Origin of the sequence: Porphyromonas pasteri (assembly GCF_014647755.1) — a bacterium.
Lineage (GTDB): Bacteria > Bacteroidota > Bacteroidia > Bacteroidales > Porphyromonadaceae > Porphyromonas > Porphyromonas pasteri.
In genome coordinates this window covers 131020-148670 of sequence record NZ_BMPU01000003.1, presented here as the reverse complement: position 1 = coordinate 148670, position 17651 = coordinate 131020, and the positions used below count along the sequence as shown (strand labels likewise).

Here is a 17651-nt window from a genome sequence, read left to right as displayed (position 1 = left end):
GAATAAACGGGGGAGGGGCGAAGCCTTACTTGACTTCGCTACCAGGGGTGATCGGGCCCTGAGGCGTGATCACGCGTAGCTGACCCGTCGTGCGATCGGCTGCGGAGAGGATCATCCCCTGCGACTCGATGCCACGGAGCTTACGTGGAGGGAGGTTGGCGATGAAGCAGACCTGCTTGCCTACCAGCTCCTCGGGAGCATAGTGCTCAGCGATACCTGAGACGATCGTGCGACCACCCAGACCATCATCGATGCGGAACTGCAGGAGCTTGTCGGCCTTAGGCACTTTCGTGCATTCGGTGACGGTACCCACGCGGATGTCCAGCTTGAGGAAGTCCTCGAAGTCGATATTCTCAGCTATGGGGGCTGCGTGATCTTCGGCAGCCTCGTTGGCTTCCTTCGTCGCCTGCAGCTTCTGGATCTGAGCCTCGATGACGTCATCCTCGATCTTCTCGAAGAGGAGGCTGGCCTCGCCGAGCGTGTGCCCAGCTTCGATGAGGTCGCTACGGCCGAGGTCGGTCCAAGCGGGGAGGTCGATGGCAAGCATCTTACAGAGCTTCTCGCTGCTCATCGGCAGGAAGGGCGCGAAGGCAATGGCGAGGTTAGCCGTGATCTGCAGGGAGATATTGAGGATCGTGGCGACACGCTCCATATCGGTCTTCGCCAGCTTCCAAGGCTCGGTGTCGGCGAGGTACTTGTTGCCAAGGCGTGCCAGATTCATCGCTTCCTTGAGGGCTTCGCGGAAGTGGAAGTTGTCCAGCTCACGCTCGATGGCGGCACGGACGGTGGAGAGCTCTGCGAGGGTCTCGCGGTCAAAGTCGGTCAGCGCACCGAGAGCGGGAACCTTGCCGTCGAAGTACTTCGAGGTGAGGACGAGGGCACGGTTCACGAAGTTACCGAAGACAGCTACCAGCTCATTGTTGTTGCGTGCCTGGAAGTCACGCCACGTGAAGTCGTTGTCCTTCGTCTCGGGGGCATTGGCCGTGAGGACGTAGCGTAGGACGTCCTGCTTACCGGGCAGATCCTCGAGGTACTCGTTGAGCCAGACGGCCCAGTTGCGGCTCGTGGAGATCTTGTCGCCCTCGAGATTGAGGAACTCATTGGCGGGGACGTTCTCGGGGAGGATGTAGGAGCCTTCGGCACGGAGCATCGCAGGGAAGACGATGCAGTGGAAGACGATGTTGTCCTTACCGATGAAGTGCAGGAGGCGCGTGTCTTCGCTCTTCCACCACTTCTCCCAGCTGTCGGGCAGGAGCTCCTTCGTATTGGAGATATAGCCGATGGGCGCATCGAACCACACGTAGAGCACCTTGCCCTCAGCACCCTCTACGGGCACGGGGATACCCCAGTCGAGGTCACGGCTCACAGCACGGGGCTGCAGGCCTCCGTCGAGCCAGCTCTTACACTGCCCGTAGACATTGCTCTTCCACTCCTTGTGGTCCTCGAGGATCCACTGCTTGAGGAAGGGCTCGTGCTTGTCCAGAGGTAGATACCAGTGCTTTGTCTTGCGGAGCTCAGGCGTAGCACCGGAGATAGCGCTCTTGGGGTGGATGAGGTCGGTGGGGTTCAGCGTCGAGCCGCAGGACTCACACTGGTCACCATAGGCACGCTCATTCTGACAGCGAGGGCAGGTACCCGTGATGTAGCGGTCCGCGAGGAACTGCTTGGCCTCGGGGTCGTAGTACTGCTCGCTCTCTTCTTCGATGAAGCCGCCCTTGTCGTAGATGGTTCGGAAGATCGAAGAGGCAAGCTCACGGTGCGTGGCGCTCGTCGTACGGCCGTAGGTATCGAAGGTGATACCGAAGTCAGCGAATGACTTGCGGATGATCCCGTCGTAGCGGTCGACGATATCCTGTGGGGTCACGCCTTCCTTCTTAGCCTTGATCGCGATGGGCACACCATGCTCGTCGCTACCACAGACGAAGAGCACCTCCTCTCCACGGAGGCGCAGGTAGCGAGCATAGATATCAGAGGGGATGTACACACCTGCCAGGTGGCCGATGTGCACGGGGCCGTTCGCATAAGGCAGGGCGGCGGTGATGAGGGTACGCTTGAAGTTCTTCTCCATCTATATTCTTTCTATCTAAGCACCATACGAAGGGGTAGGACGGATAAAAGTCCTACCCCTCGGCGCGCATGATGCGGTATATTACTTATTCTTCTCAATGAGGCGCTCCTGCCAAGCCCAAGCAGAGCGGAGCGTGTCGGCGAGGGATTCCTTAGCTTCCCAGCCGAGGATGGTGTTGGCCTTCGTGGGGTCAGCCCAGACCTTCTCGATGTCGCCTTCGCGGCGGCCGACGATCTTGTGGGGGACCTTCACGCCCGTGACAGCCTCGAAGGTGCGGATGAGCTCCAGCACGCTGACGCCACGACCGGTACCGATGTTGAAGGTCTCCAGAGGCTCGCTACCCTTGGAGTCGTCTAGCATACGCTCGATAGCGATGACGTGGGCCTTAGCCAGGTCGACGACATTGATGTAGTCGCGGATGCAAGAGCCGTCGGGGGTGTTGTAGTCATCACCGAAGACGCTGAGCTGCTGACGGATACCAGCAGCGGTCTGCGTCAGGTAGGGGATGAGGTTCTGAGGCACACCATTGGGGAGCTCACCGATGAGTGCAGAGGGGTGAGCACCGATGGGGTTGAAGTAGCGCAGGCGGATGACCTTGTAGGGTACACCTGCATAGACTACGTCGTTGAGGATCTCTTCATTGATCTGCTTCGTGTTGCCGTAGGGCGAGAGGGCTACCTGGATAGGAGCTTCCTCGGTGACGGGCAGGATCTCGGGCTGGCCGTAGACGGTGCACGACGAGGAGAAGACGATCCCCTTGGTACCGTGGCGCTGCATAGCCTCGAGGAGGACGATCAGTGAGAGCAAGTTATTCTTGTAGTAGAGCAGAGGCTTCTGTACGGATTCGCCGACAGCCTTGCTCGCAGCGAAGTGGATCACGCCCTGGATCGAGGGGTGAGTCGTGAAGATGCGCTCGATAGCTGCCTCGTCATTGCAGTCAGCCTCGTAGAAGATGGGGCGAATGCCGGTGATCGCTTCGATGCCATCAAGGACCTCGATATTGGAGTTCGACAGGTTGTCAATGCTGACGACCTGATAGCCAGCTTGGATCAGTTCGACGGTGGTGTGAGAGCCGATGTAGCCGGTACCGCCAGTGACGAGAATGGTTCCTTTCATTGTCTTACTTTGTGGAGTCTATTATAATGTAGTGTTGATTTCTTCGATGTAGCCGAGGAGTTCGTCACGCCCCATACGCTCCTCCGAGGAGGTGACGAAGATCGGGGGGAGTTCCTCCCACTCCTCGCGGAGCTTAGCCTTGTAGGCCTCGACGTTGGCTGCGAGACGACCCTTGCTGAGCTTGTCGGCCTTCGTGAAGACTAGAGCGAAGGGGACACCCTCCTCGCCCAGCCATTGGATGAATTCCAGGTCGATCTTCTGGGGCTCGTGTCGGCAGTCCAGGAGCACGAAGAGCAGTACCAGCTCCTTGCGCTCCAGTACGTAGTCCTCGATCATGCGTCTCAGGCTATCGCGGCTATCCTTGCCGAGGCGGGCATAGCCGTAGCCGGGGAGGTCGACGAGGTACCACGCATCGTTGATGATGAAGTGGTTGATGAGCTGCGTCTTCCCAGGCTTCTGCGAGGTCATAGCCAGCCCCTTGCGTGCGGTGAGCATATTGATGAGCGAAGACTTCCCGACATTGGAGCGCCCGATGAAGGCGTATTCGGGGAGTCCCGTCGTCGGGCACTTCTCCACACGACTATTGCTGATGACGAACTCTGCAGACTTGATGACCATAGGCTTTATTACGCTTATCTAGTGGCTACAAAGATACGGCTAAAGAAGCAAATAGCTACATCTCGGCCAGCTACCCTTCAGGGCTGACGCATCAAAGTGCAAGCAGTTGGTACTCAATACAGCTTGTTAGCCGAACTTCCTTGGGGGAAGTGGCGCGAAGCAATGGGGAGGTAAGGATACCACAATAGTCGTCTGCACTGTGGAGCGATAGTCGTTTGTCAATCTACCTACTGACCTTGCATCAGTGAATGGCTATAACTGAGGATCTCGTAAGCTCTGCTCTTATCCTGCTCTGTGGAGTCTGCGAGAAGCAACTGCAGGAGGAGGGGGAAAGCAAGCAGTACTGGTCACTCGAGTGACCAGTACTGGTTCGCGCTCCGACCAGTACTGGTTGATATTCGTAACCAGTATTGCTTCGATTGGTGAGCAGTACTGGTCGCAAAAAGCCTCTCTATTAGAGCTTGGTATAGAGGGATATAAGTAAGGGGCACGAACCGCAGTCGGTTCGTGCCCCTTACTTGTGTGACTCTTCTTGGGAGAGCCTGTGATAGAGTGGCTTGTGTATGCCTTAGGCTTTCTTCACGACCTCCAGACGATCGCCAGCCTGCATCTGGGGGAGGTGCAGGCGACCTTGGTGGAGGAGCGTCTTCGTGTCTAAGGGACGGCCGTTGAGTCGGAGGACGTAGCCACGACCTTCGTCAGGCAGAAGGAGCGTGTGACGATAGGCGTGGTGTGCCTCGAGGACTAAGCGGTCGAGCTCGCCAGCAGACCAGCTGAGTGAGCAGGTGGCATTACCGATGACACGCAGGCCTTGGATGCTACCAGCCTTCCATGCCTTGGGCAGTGCCGGCAGCGGGATGATGCAGCCCGTCTCACTGCTGAGGAGCATCTCCATGATGCCCGAAGAGCCGCCGAAGTTCCCGTCGATCTGGAAGGGCGGATGTGAGCTGAAGAGGTTGGGCTCTGTACCACTGCCGTAGGGCTTATTCGTCTTGGGGTCGATGGCGTCGACGGGGCGGAGGAGCATGTTCAGCACCTCATAAGCACCCTCAGCATCGCCCAGTCGTGCGTGGAAGTTCACCTTCCAGCCCATGGACCAGCTGGTGCTGCTTGAGCCACGAGCGATGAGCGTCTTCTTCGCGCCTTCAGCCAGCTCGGGCGTGCTGTGTGGCGTGATCTCGCTCCCAGGGAAGAGCCCGTAGAGATGCGATACGTGGCGGTGGTGTGGCTCGACCTCCTTGTAGTCCTCCATCCACTCCATAATACGCCCGTCAGGGCCGAGGGTGGTGGGCTTCAGCTGGCGCAGTGCCGTGGAGAGGCTGTCGACGAAGGTGCGGTCACGACCGAGGACCATCGCTGCCTCGCGCGTCGTGGAGAAGAGCTCGCGCAGGATCTGATTGTCCATCGTCGAGCCTGCAGCTACGGCTACGGCCTTGCCTTGGGGCGTGTAGTAGCTGTTCTCTGGTGAGGTCGTGGGGACGTTGACGAGGTAGCCGCTCTTGGGATCCTTGACCAGCGTCGTGAGGAAGAAGCGTGCTGCTCCCTGCATCACGGGGTAGATGCGCTGCAGGTAAGCGCGGTCTTGGCTGTAGCGATAGTGGTTGTAGAGGTGCTCACAGAGCCAAGCGGCGGAGGTATTCGTAGCGCCCCAGCTGGGATGCTCGCCAGGGGCGGTGAACTGCCATACGTTGCCGAGGACGTGCGTGACCCAGCCCTTAGCACGGTAGAAGGTGCGTGCTGTACGCTCGCCCGAGGGTACGATGCTCTCGACCCAATCCGTGAGCGCCCCGACGGTCTCGGGGAGTGCGCCCTTCTCGGCAGGCCAGTAGTTCATCTGTAGGTTGATGTTCAGGTGGTAGTCCCCGTTCCAAGGCGCTTGGATGGTTTCGGTCCATATCCCCTGCAGGTTGGGGGGCAGAGCGCCAGGGCGGGTGCTGGAGATCAGGAGGTAGCGGCCCAGCTGCATATAGAGGGCGGCCAGTGCTGGATCGCGCTCAGGGTGCTCGTAGTAAGCGATGAGGCGGCGCTGGATAGGCAGCGATGAGAGTGCTGGGTCGGAGCCGAGGAAGCGCGCCTGTACGCGGTCCATCTGTGCGGTGAAGCGCTGTACGTGCTCAGCGAAGAGGTTGGCTTCGCCCACGGCCTTAGCTTGGAGCGTCTGCTCGATGCTGCGTGCCATGACGGGTAGGCGCTTATCGTAGTAGTTGGTGTTGTGCGCGATGTAGAGCTCGATCGTGGGGGCATTCACTACGAGTAGCTCATCGCCACGGGTGATGAGCGTACCGCCCTGAGGCAGGACGGGGCGCACGACGATGGCGTAGCTCATGCCACGACCGCCCTTGCCGTCGGGGAGCTGACCCGAGAGTGTCAAGAAGCCTGCCTCGGCTGCGGGGTGCCCGTTCTCGGGGCGTGAGAGGGAGAGGCGCAGCGTGTCACGGCGGGCCTCTTCGCTGTGGTTCGTGAGGTGTACGACCTGCACCTCACGGCCGAGGACGCTGTACAGACGCTTCGTGCGATAGGCTTGCCCGTCGACGATGAGGCTCTCCTTGCTGACACCTTCGCTGAGGCTCAGCCCACGGTAGTAGCCGCTGAGCTCGGGAGCCTTGTCCCAATTGAGGTGAAGGAAGCCGCCGACTTGGTAGCTGCCGTAGGGGGTGTTCGCTCCCTGTCCGCGTCCGCTCCCTACGCCACCGCAGACGAAGGTGCGGTAGATGAGGTCTTCGGCTTCCTTAGCACGCCCAGCGAGGAGGAGCTTACGGATGGCGGGGAGTTGCTTGTAGGCCTCGGCGTTCCAAGCAGTGGAGTCGACCGAGCCGCTCCACATGGAACTTTCGTTGAGGGTGATCCTCTGATGCTGTACGCCACCATCGGAGAGCATCCCCAGGCGGCCATTGCCGAGGGGGAGCGCCTCCATCATGCTCGTGGCGGGGCGATCGAAGAAATAGGTGAGGCTCTCGCGGTAAGCCTGGTCTACAGAGGTAGTCGTCTTAGCCCGCGGTGTCGCCGTCGTGGGGCTGGCGAAGGCGTTGCCTGCGCTGAGGGCTGCTGCGACGAGGGTGCAGCGAAGTAGGGTAGTATATGCCATAGGACTTGTGCAAGCGATATGGAAGCATCGGCTCCCGTTTGCCCGCAAAGATAAGCCATTCTTCCGCCCAAGCATCAGTCTCGCCTCTCAGCTCCCTCCTCTCGGTCGTTCGCTGGGGCTATAAAAAGGCTCAGCCCGCATCCCCCGAGCGTGGGGAATGCGGGCTGTAAGCCTTATGAAACTTGAGGGAAGGGTTCGCTTCTTAGATGACGCCCTGCTCGAGCATTGCCTGAGCTACCTTGAGGAAGCCAGCGACGTTAGCACCCTTGACGTAGTTGATGTAGTCACCTTCACGGCCATGAGCCACGCACTGCTCGTGGATGTCGCTCATGATCTGGTGGAGCTTAGCATCGACTTCTTCGTTGGTCCAGTAGAGGTGCATAGCGTTCTGGGTCATTTCGAGACCAGAGGTAGCTACACCACCAGCGTTGACTGCCTTACCAGGAGCGAAGAGCATCTTCTTTTCTACGAAGTACTCAGCAGCTTCGGCCGTACAACCCATGTTCGACGTTTCAGCTACGATGGTTACGCCGTTAGCGTGGAGCATCTTAGCATCTTCCTCGTTCATTTCGTTCTGCGTAGCGCAAGGCATAGCGATGTCTACCTTCTGCTCCCAAGGCTTCTTGCCAGCGAAGAACTGAGCGTTGGGGAACTTCTTAGCGTAGTCAGAGACGACGTCGTTACCGCTGGAGCGGAGGTCGAGCAGCGCCTGGAACTTCTCGGGGGTGTTGATACCGTCTGGGTCGTAGACGTAGCCGTCAGGACCAGAGATAGTGACGACCTTAGCACCGAGCTCCGTAGCCTTCTGAGCTACACCCCAAGCTACGTTACCGAAGCCAGAGATAGCTACCGTCTTGCCCTTGAGGTCGATGTTGTGCTGCTTGCAGATGTGCTGTACGAAGTAGACAGCGCCGAAGCCCGTAGATTCGGGACGCAGGCGAGAGCCACCGAAGGTGAAGCCCTTACCGGTCATCGTACCCGTGTGCTCGTTAGCAAGGCGCTTGTACTGACCGTACATATAGGCGACTTCGCGACCACCTACGCCGATGTCCCCTGCGGGTACGTCGGTGTCAGGGCCGATGTGGCGCCACAGCTCGCGCATAAAGCTCTGGCAGAAAGTCATGATTTCGCGGTCGCTCTTACCCTTAGGAGAGAAGTCAGCACCACCCTTACCACCGCCCATAGGCAGCGTGGTGAGTGCATTCTTGAAGGTCTGTTCGAAGCCGAGGAACTTCAGGATAGAGAGGTTGACAGAGGGATGGAAGCGGATACCACCCTTGTATGGGCCGATAGCGTTGTTGAACTGTACGCGGTAGCCGATGTTCACATGGACTTTACCTGCATCGTCGATCCAAGGTACACGGAAGGTGATGATACGGTCGGGCTCTACGAGGCGTTCCATAATAGCTGCCTTTTCGAACTCGGGGTGCTGGTTGTAGACTTCTTCTACAGAGAGAAGAACTTCCTTCACAGCCTGGAGGAATTCCTTTTCCCCAGGGTGCTTTGCCTCGAGCGAGGCCAAAATCTCAGCGGATTTCATAACTGATCGATCTAATAGTTTTGCGTGTACGGCTCGTGTAGGAGCCTTGATTTCACAGCAAATATATGCAATGATTTTTACCTTGACAAATGTAGTAGCTTCTTTTAATTTCTTAGGAAAGAAGCGCATCTACACGGCTTTTCCGCTATGTGTGAATAGGGGTGTGAAAGGCAAAATAGCTGGTGAAAATCGTGTGTTATCCTTCGGTATCGTGGCAAATCTTTTGCTTTTTACTTCACCCTCCTTCTCCGTATTCATGGGCACAGTATACCGCCCTATATATAATATGTATAGGGGGAGGTGAAGACGACGGGGTGGAATGCGCCTAACCGCGGCGGAAGAAGCGGGTGGGGTAGAGGGAGATGAGGAAGGAGAGCGCCGTCACCGAGACGAAGATGACGAGCATGTCCAGCGGGCGAACATCCACGGGGAGCGCCATCGCTTCGATACCGCTACCAGAGCGGATGATGCCGAAGCGTGCCTGCAAGAGGCAGAGTATCCAGCCGAGGAGCATGCCGACGCTGGTCCCTGTGAGGGCGATCAGTAGGCCCACACGGCGGAAGACCTGCTGCGTGAAGCTGGGCGGTGCACCGAGGGCGGTGAAGATACGGCTGTCGTCTTGCTTCTCGATGAGGAGCATAGCCAGCGAGCTGGCGACGTTGAAGGCCGCCAGGAGGAGGATGAAGAGGAGGATGAGATAGGTCATAACCTTCTCCATACGGATGAGGTAGGAGAGGTCTGGGTGCTGCTCTTCGCGGTCAAGGGCGGTGAGGCGGTCGCCGTAGAGCACCTTCACCTGCTGCTTGAAGTCGGAGGTCTTGACGCCCGATCGGAGGTGAATGCCGAGAGCGGATACTTCGCTCTCCTCATAGTCGAGTACGTCCTGCAGGTCAGCCAAGGGGAGGTAGATCGCAGCATCCGTCTCTTGGCTCGTGGGCTGATACTGCCCGATGACCCGTGCCTCGAGGCTCTGGAAGGACGAGGCGGGGGCTAAGGGATTGGTGAAGCCGAGGCGCTTGGGGAAGAGGACTTCGGCAGCGGGACCGTTGTGCTCGGTGCGGCTGCTATCCTGCGGGAGCTGAATTGCTGCGCCGAGCTGGATGGGGGTAATGGGTGCACCTTCGGCGTCTACGAGGGTCGTCGCCGAGTGGAGCTCGGGTACATCAGCTGCACGCCCCATCGGGTAGACGGAGGCAAAGGCCGAGTCCACCCCGACGGCATCCACGACCCACTGCTGCTCCCCTACACGTAGGAGTCCCTTGCTCTCCAGGCGCAGGGCAATCGCTTCGGCACCTGCCTTCGTGAGCTTGGTGCGGTAGTCGGGGAACTTCTTCAGGTCGAAGACTCCGCCCTCGGTATCTCTCAGGACGATGTCGGCATCGACCTGCTTTGTAGCTCCGAGGATCATCGCCACATAGCCATTGTACACGCCGACGACAGCCACCAGCGCCATAGCGACGACAGCGATGGCGACGGCAGAGAGTGCCGTCACGTAGTTCACTGCATGCAGGCGGGTGCGGCTGAAGAGGTAGCGGAGGGCTATGCGGAAGCTGAGCACGGGCGAGGGGCGGGGAGTGTGGAGATCGTTACTTGTCGTTCAGCCCGAGGAGGCTATCGATGCGCTCGAGGTAGTCGAGTGAGTCATCGATGAAGAAGGTTAGCTCGGGGAGCTTACGTAGCTGCTTGCCTACGCGTAGGCCCAGATCGTAGCGGATGGTCTTTGCGCTGGAGCGAATTGACTCGAGTAGCTCTTCGGCCTTCTCCGAGGGGAAGATGCTCAGGCGTACACGAGCGATGCTGAGGTCGGGGCTCACGGTCACCGACGTCACGGTGATCAGTGTGCCGGGCATGCTCTGGGTCTGTATGCGGAAGAGGTCGCTGACCTCCTTTTGGATGAGTCGATTGATTCGGCTCATTCTTGTATTATCCATTCTCTCTGTCTTTTTGAATTACGCTTACAAAGTTAGTCAAAGCTCGCCTCATCTCCCGCCTCTACAAGGGCGGTCGGCGAAGGTCCGATGACTGACTACCTATATATAGTACTTCATTCGGGGTGGGAGAGTGCTCGGCAAAGCCACTTCCTCGAAAAGAGAAGATCCCACTTGATACGCCCCGAGAGAGGAGCAGTATCAAGTGGGATCTTGCCTGAGGGACTATGTGCCAGAGGGCCTGCCCCTCCTAAGTCGGGATCGTTTGGCTAGTTGCTGTTAGCCTCGACTTTGTAAAGTTCACTTGATAATGACTGTGAAGAGGTGAGTGTTACCTCCTTCTCGTAGGTCTTGAGGTACTTGTTCCCTCTATACTGCTTCACGCTCGTCTTCACCTTGATGGATGCAGGGGCATTATCGGGTCTGCGTACGATAATACCAACATATAGCCCCGAACCCTTGTGGGTGAAGGTCGTGCGATAGGACTTTGCGATGGGGTCTCTCCACTCGGAGTTGTAGATGGTCTGAGAGACGAGCTTGCCGTCACGGTAGATGTCAGATCCCCCTTGGGTGTTGGCTGTGAAGTGGACGCTGATCGGAGCGGATGCACTGATCGATACCTCTTGCTTGAGGTCTGCGCTGCCAAAGCCGCCGAATTCTCCGCCTGGCAGGTCACTCTTGCCACCGCAAGAGCTGAGCACTAAGGCAAAGGAGAAGAGGAGAAGAGATAGGATGCCGTGTCGGCGAATTGATTGTTTTGTAGCCATTTTACTTGTAGTTGATGATGAGGCGGAGGGAGGGTAGACCGAGCTATCCAGCTCCGCAGTAATGGTTCCGTTAAATGAATTGTACTTAGGGAAGGAGTGTAAGACGGGCTTCTTCTCCTACCTTAACCATAACGAGAAAATGTATGGATATGTTGTTTTATCGCGGAAATATGTTCGTGTATAATAGTATGTAGTAAATAAAAGTAAACAATCTTCGCATCGTATATACCCCGAATTCGCGGAGAAGCAGCCTCAAGATAGCTCATTTTTGGTGTAGGGAAGGAGGGAGTATGGTGAGCCCTCCTGTGAGGTGTAAGTCGCTCATAGATGTGGTGTTGCTTGCTCGACAGCGGGGAAGTTGCTACATTTGTTTCAGTGCTACGGCTGATCGTAGTGGCCTGACCTCTCGGTCTGATCACAAAAAAAGAAGGGTGAGAACCTCACTTAAGAGGCCCCACCCTGGATGTTCTCACAACGGAATAAATCCTTATTGTGATTAGCTTTCAGATTTCGTTACTGCAAATGTAGCCATTTTTCTTAATATCAACACAACCAATGCTTATGAGCAAACATGTACTTGGTCTTGACCTCGGAGTAGGATCAATAGGGTGGTGCCTTATCGCCCTCGATGCGCAGGGAGATCCAGCCGAGATCTTAGGTATGGGGAGCCGTGTCGTCCCCTTAACTAACCTTGGAGATGACAAGGCCTTTTCCAAGGGGGAGGCCTTCACAGCAAACCAAAAGCGGACGGCGCGCCGTACGATGCGCCGAGGCTTTGCCCGCTATCAGCTGCGTCGCTACCGCCTGCGTCGGGAGCTGGAGAAGGTCGGGATGCTCCCCGATGCCGCACTCATTCAGCTCCCTCTGCTGGAGCTGTGGGAGCTCCGCGAGCGGGCGGCTACAGCTGGTCGGCGCCTGACGCTGCCCGAGCTGGGGCGTGTGCTCTGCCACATCAATCAGAAGCGTGGGTACCGTCACGTCAAGAGCGATGCCGCTGCCATCGTCGGTGATGAGGGCGAGAAGAAGAAGAAGGACTCGAATAGTGCCTACCTCGCTGGCATCCGTGCGAATGACGAGAAGCTCCAGGCCGAGCACAAGACGGTGGGGCAGTACTTCGCCGAGCAGCTCCGTCAGAATCAGAGTGAGAGCCCCACGGGCGGCATCAGCTACCGCATCAAGGATCAGATCTTCTCCCGTCAGCGCTACATCGATGAGTACGATCAGATCATGGCGGCTCAGCGCGTGCACTATCCCGATATTCTTACGGACGAGTTCATCCGGATGCTGCGCGATGAAGTCATCTTCATGCAGCGCCCGCTGAAGTCCTGCAAGCACCTGGTCTCGCTGTGCGAGTTCGAGAAGCAGGAGAGGGTGATGCGCGTCCAGCAGGATGACGGCAAGGGCGGTCGGCAGCTCGTCGAGCGTAAGGTCAAGTTCGGCCCGAAGGTCGCCCCGAAGTCCTCGCCCCTCTTCCAGCTCTGCCGTATCTATGAGGCGGTGAATAATATCCGTCTGATCCGTCCCGATGGCTCGCCACGCGACATCACACCCGAGGAGCGCGACAAGCTCGTCGCCTATCTACAGACCTACGAAGCACCTAAACCACCCAAGAGGAAGCCTGCTAAGGTAAAGCCTGTAAAGCTGGCTCATCCCAAGCTTGACTTAGATAAGCTCAAGGAACTTCTCTGTATCGAGGAGGAGCTACTTGCAGATAAGCTCCTCGAGGAAGGCCTGAAAGGAGATACTACGCGGATAGCTCTCAGCATTATTCTGCAGCCCTATCCGCAGTATCACCACCTCCTCGATATGGAGCTGGAGACGCGTATGATGAGCGTCCAGCTCACCGACGAAGAGACGGGCGAAGTTACTGAGCGGGAGGTCGCCATCGTCACCGATAGCTACGTCCGCCAGCCCCTCTATCGCCTGTGGCACATCCTCTACTCTATCGAGGAGCGTGACGCGATGCGCCGTGCTCTCATCACCCAGCTCGGTATGAAGGAGGAGGACCTGGATGGTGGGCTCTTGGATCAGCTCTATCGTCTGGACTTCGTCAAGCCCGGCTACGGGAATAAGTCCGCGAAGTTCATCTGCAAGCTCCTCCCCCAGCTCCAGCAGGGGCTGGGCTATAGCGAGGCGTGTGCAGCCGTCGGCTACCGCCACTCGAATAGCCCCACCAGCGAAGAGATCACTGAGCGCACGCTTCTGGAGAAGATACCGCTGCTGCAGCGCAATGAGCTGCGTCAGCCCCTCGTCGAGAAGATCCTCAACCAGATGATCAACCTCGTCAATGCGCTCAAGGCCGAGTACGGCATCGATGAAGTCCGTGTCGAGCTGGCACGCGAGCTGAAGATGTCCCGCGAGGAGCGTGAGCGTATGGCTCGAAATAACAAGGATCGGGAGGAGCGTAATAAAGAAGTCGCTGCGAAGATCCGTGAGTGTGGGCTTTATCCGACGAAGCCTCGCATCCAAAAGTACATGCTGTGGGAGGAGGCTGGTAAAGTGTGTATGTATTGTGGCCGGACGATTAGCTTGAGCCAATGTCTCAATGGGGACGATATGGAGGTCGAGCATATCATCCCGAAGTCCGTCCTCTATGATGACTCCTATGGTAATAAGACCTGTGCCTGCCACGAATGTAATCAGACGAAGGGCAATCGCACCGCTCTCGAGTACATCCGAGCAGAGGGTAGGGAAGCCGAGTATATGAAGCGCATCAATGACCTACTAAAGGAGAAGAAGATTTCCTACAGCAAGCACCAGCGTCTGCGCTGGCTGAAGGAAGATATCCCCTCCGACTTCCTCGAGCGCCAGCTACGTCTGACGCAGTACATCTCTCGCCAAGCTATGGCTATCCTCCAGCAGGGTATCCGCCGTGTCTCTGCGAGCGAGGGTGGAGTGACTGCCCGGCTTCGTAGCCTCTGGGGTTATGGTAAGATCCTCCATACGCTCAACCTCGATCGCTACGACTCGATGGGCGAGACCGAGCGCGTATCTCGGGAAGGTGAGGCGACCGAGGAGCTTCGCATCACAAATTGGTCGAAGCGCATGGACCACCGCCACCACGCTATCGATGCTCTCGTCGTGGCATGTACTCGTCAGAGTTACATTCAGCGACTCAACCGCTTAAGCTCTGAGTTTGGGCGGGAGGATAAGAAGAAGGAAGATCAGGAAGCCCAGGAGCAGCAGGCGACGGAGACCGGTAGGCTCTCTAACCTAGAGCGCTGGCTGACCCAGCGTCCTCACTTCTCGGTGCGGACCGTCAGCGATAAGGTCGCCGAGATCCTCATCTCCTACCGCCCAGGGAAGCGTGTCGTCACCCGCGGACGTAATATCTACCTCCGTCACGGGAAGAAGTGCGTGCAGTCGGGGCTCTTAGTGCCCCGTGGTCCGCTCTCGAAGGAGACGGTCTATGGGCAGATCACGGTCAATGGGGAGCAGCAGATCGTCTGTAAGTATGACCTCCATAGCCTCAAGGCTAAGGATGTAGACTACGTCGTTGACTTGGCTCTGAGGAAGCGTCTGAAGGAGCTTCTCGCACAGCACGGAGGCAAGGAGAAGGAAGCCTTTGCGGGAGATGTGTACATGGATGAAGCGGGTACGCAAGGTCCCATCCGTAGTGTGCGCTGCTTCACTGGGCTGGATCGGGATAAGATGAAGGCGGTGAAGTACGATGAGCAGGGCGACGCTGTTGGATTTGTCTCGCCTCGCAATAATCATCATCTGGCGATCTATCGTACTCCTAAGGGCAAGCTCGAAGAGTCTATTGTGACCTTCTGGGACGCTGTAGACCGTGCGCGCTATGGCATCCCCTTAGTCATCACGCATCCGCGTGAGGTCATGGAGCAAGTCCTACAGCGGGAAGATATTCCAGAGTCGGTACTGAGCTTGCTCCCATCTTCCGACTGGATATTTGTTGAGTCCATACAGAGGGATGAGATGGTGTTGGTAGGTTTGTCTGATGAGGAGATTCGGCAAGCCGTTGAAGCACAAGACTATTGCAAACTCAGTGAGCATCTTTACCGAGTGCAGAAGATCGCTACAGGGAATTATATGGTTAGATATCATCTAGAGACAGATACAGATATGAATAGGTCGGGGCGTATCCCTAAGCTTTATCAGCTTAGCTTAACATCTTATGAAGAGAAGAACGTACGCAAGGTTCGTGTCGATCTTCTCGGACGTATCTCTCTGCTCTGATGCTCCCCTGCTACCATGATGAAGCGAACGATCTATATCGGCAATCCTGCCTACCTCTCTCTGCGCCTCAAGCAGATGGAGGTGCGGCAGCCGTCGGATGATCGTGAGACGACGGTACGGACGATCCCGATAGAGGATATCGGGGTCGTCCTCCTCGACCACCCACAGATCACGATCACCCACACCCTCTTAGGGGCTTTGCTCGAGAATAATTGCGCTGTCGTGACCTGCTCGGCGACGCACATGCCTTCGGGACTGCTCCTCCCGCTGGACGGACATACGCTCCAGACCGAGCGCTTCCGAGCGCAGCTCGATGCTTCGCTCCCCCTGAGAAAGCAGCTCTGGCAGCAGACCGTGCAGGCGAAGATCCTCAACCAAGCCCATGCTCTGCATACCGTCTTGGGAGAGCCAGCGAAGAATATGCTCGCCTGGTCCCGCCAGGTCAAGAGCGGGGATGCAGACAATCTCGAGGCACGGGCTGCGGCCTTCTATTGGCGCAACCTCTTCATCTCCCTTCCGGGCTTCGTGCGGGAGCGAGAGGAGGCTGCCCCGAATTCGCTCCTGAACTACGGCTATGCCATCCTTAGAGCTATCATCGCACGGGCCCTCGTCAGCTGTGGCCTCCTCCCGACACTCGGCATCCATCACCACAATAAGTATAATGCCTATTGCTTGGCGGACGATATCATGGAGCCCTACCGCCCCTATGTGGACCTGCTCGTCGTGGAGATCTGTGAGGAGCAGGGCTTCCCTACGGAGCTGACGAAGGAGATCAAGGCACGACTACTCGCCCTTCCGACGCTGGATGTGGAGATTGAGGGACAGCGACGCCCGCTGATGCTGGCTGCGACGCAGACGGCGACCTCGCTCCTGCGTTGCTTCACGGGTGAGGCCCGCCGCTTGGCTTACCCTCTCTTGTCATGCGAGCCAAGCGACTAAGTGAATACCGCATCATGTGGGTCTTTGTCTTCTTTGATCTGCCTACGGGTACGCCTAAGGAGCGCAAGGCGGCTACCAGCTTCCGCCAAGAGCTGCTGAAGGATGGCTTCACGATGTTTCAGTACTCCATCTATATGCGCCATTGTGCGAGTATGGAGCAGGCGCAGACGCATTTGCGGCGGGTCAAGGCGATGCTTCCCGATGAGGGCGAGGTGGTGATCATGACGCTTACCGACAAGCAGTTTGGTATGATGGAGCATTTCTCTTCGCGTAAGCCTACTGATGCTGTTCAGCTTCCAGGCCTCTTCGATATGCTGTGAGATCTTAGATCGGAAAAGTCGCTACGTAAAGGAAAAGCCCGTGGATATCCACGGGCTTTTCTCTTTCTAAATCCTTCCACTAAGTGCTTGTTGCATAGACTCCTCTGCAGGATCCGCTGTATTAGCTACTGTGAAAGTACGAAATCTGAAAGCTAATCACAGCAAGTTTCTGCTACCCGAGCTCGGAGGATAGGCTGTATTAGCTACTGTGAAAGTACGAAATCTGAAAGCTAATCACAGCTGATTTGACTTATGAAACATTCTCTATCCGGCTGTATTAGCTACTGTGAAAGTACGAAATCTGAAAGCTAATCACAGCATTTTACTGCTACATTATGCTACCCTGCTTGCTGTATTAGCTACTGTGAAAGTACGAAATCTGAAAGCTAATCACAGCGGGCTCTGGGAAAAGGAATTATTGCAGAGGCTGTATTAGCTACTGTGAAAGTACGAAATCTGAAAGCTAATCACAGCTATCCCATTTAAGATTATCGTTTCACTCATGCTGTATTAGCTACTGTGAAAGTACGAAATCTGAAAGCTAATCACAGCACCAGGGCGAGGGATCGCCCTGGTAGTAGGGCTGTATTAGCTACTGTGAAAGTACGAAATCTGAAAGCTAATCACAGCAACTTCAAGAAAATCAACTTCAAGGACAAGGCTGTATTAGCTACTGTGAAAGTACGAAATCTGAAAGCTAATCACAGCTCTATCGCACGCTGTCTGTCGTCTGCGGCTGCTGTATTAGCTACTGTGAAAGTACGAAATCTGAAAGCTAATCACAGCGCCTTTACAAGGAATACCTCTGAATCTGACGCTGTATTAGCTACTGTGAAAGTACGAAATCTGAAAGCTAATCACAGCCGCGGGGTCAAAGAAATTGACCACTTGGGGGCTGTATTAGCTACTGTGAAAGTACGAAATCTGAAAGCTAATCACAGCAAAGGCTCTCGAGATATTGGTCGCATTTGTGCTGTATTAGCTACTGTGAAAGTACGAAATCTGAAAGCTAATCACAGCCGACGAGTCATCTATCTTATCAGGACCTCTGCTGTATTAGCTACTGTGAAAGT

General features: G+C 56.5%; 11 protein-coding genes and 1 CRISPR repeat array (1 of these 12 running past the window's edge). Of the genes, 3 read left to right on the top strand and 8 right to left on the bottom strand.

The features are described from left to right. Positions 1-25: 25 nt before the first annotated feature. The 8 genes from metG to IEX77_RS05810 all read right to left on the bottom strand — a co-directional run bounded on the left by metG (position 26) and on the right by IEX77_RS05810 (position 11122). The gene (gene metG / locus IEX77_RS05845) at positions 26-2068 is read right to left on the bottom strand and encodes a methionine--tRNA ligase (protein WP_188808113.1); all 2043 of its coding nucleotides are present in this window, start codon (positions 2066-2068) and stop codon (positions 26-28) included. An 81-nt stretch (positions 2069-2149) separates the two neighbouring features. Further along, complete coding sequence (galE, locus tag IEX77_RS05840; RefSeq protein ID WP_188808112.1) at positions 2150-3184, bottom strand: UDP-glucose 4-epimerase GalE; 1035 nt, start codon at positions 3182-3184, stop codon at positions 2150-2152. A 21-nt stretch (positions 3185-3205) separates the two neighbouring features. Further along, positions 3206-3802 carry a ribosome biogenesis GTP-binding protein YihA/YsxC gene (yihA, locus tag IEX77_RS05835; protein WP_188808111.1) on the bottom strand — a complete coding sequence of 199 codons (597 nt, stop codon included), beginning with the start codon at positions 3800-3802 and terminating at the stop codon, positions 3206-3208. A 568-nt stretch (positions 3803-4370) separates the two neighbouring features. Continuing rightward, complete coding sequence (locus IEX77_RS05830) at positions 4371-6887, bottom strand: glycosyl hydrolase family 95 catalytic domain-containing protein (protein ID WP_188808110.1); 2517 nt, start codon at positions 6885-6887, stop codon at positions 4371-4373. Between the two features lie 202 nt (positions 6888-7089). Beyond that, positions 7090-8427 (bottom strand): NADP-specific glutamate dehydrogenase, encoded by a 1338-nt coding sequence (gene gdhA, locus IEX77_RS05825; protein WP_044115292.1) that lies wholly within the window; start codon positions 8425-8427, stop codon positions 7090-7092. A 325-nt stretch (positions 8428-8752) separates the two neighbouring features. Then, a complete protein-coding gene (locus IEX77_RS05820; protein ID WP_188808109.1) occupies positions 8753-9985 on the bottom strand; it encodes an ABC transporter permease in 1233 nt (410 codons plus the stop codon). Positions 9986-10013: 28 nt separating this feature from the next. Further along, a complete protein-coding gene (gene rbfA, locus IEX77_RS05815; protein ID WP_188808108.1) occupies positions 10014-10358 on the bottom strand; it encodes a 30S ribosome-binding factor RbfA in 345 nt (114 codons plus the stop codon). 266 nt (positions 10359-10624) lie between these two features. Next, positions 10625-11122: a hypothetical protein gene (locus tag IEX77_RS05810; protein WP_188808107.1), complete on the bottom strand. Its 498-nt coding sequence runs from the start codon at positions 11120-11122 to the stop codon at positions 10625-10627. A gap of 561 nt (positions 11123-11683) precedes the next feature. Here IEX77_RS05810 and cas9 point away from each other — a divergent pair. The 3 genes from cas9 to cas2 are packed head-to-tail and all read left to right on the top strand — an operon-like array spanning position 11684 to position 16578. Then, a complete protein-coding gene (gene cas9, locus IEX77_RS05805) occupies positions 11684-15319 on the top strand; it encodes a type II CRISPR RNA-guided endonuclease Cas9 (protein ID WP_188808106.1) in 3636 nt (1211 codons plus the stop codon). A 15-nt stretch (positions 15320-15334) separates the two neighbouring features. Beyond that, positions 15335-16258, top strand: coding sequence for a type II CRISPR-associated endonuclease Cas1 (gene cas1 / locus IEX77_RS05800; RefSeq protein ID WP_188808105.1), 924 nt, complete (start codon positions 15335-15337; stop codon positions 16256-16258). Beyond that, positions 16240-16578 (top strand): CRISPR-associated endonuclease Cas2, encoded by a 339-nt coding sequence (cas2, locus tag IEX77_RS05795; protein WP_188808104.1) that lies wholly within the window; start codon positions 16240-16242, stop codon positions 16576-16578. The genes cas1 and cas2 overlap by 19 nt, the downstream gene beginning before the upstream one ends. Before the next feature lie 115 nt (positions 16579-16693). Continuing rightward, a CRISPR array of direct repeats spans positions 16694-17651; the repeat unit is 48 nt; unit sequence GCTGTATTAGCTACTGTGAAAGTACGAAATCTGAAAGCTAATCACAGC; it runs 572 nt beyond the window's last position.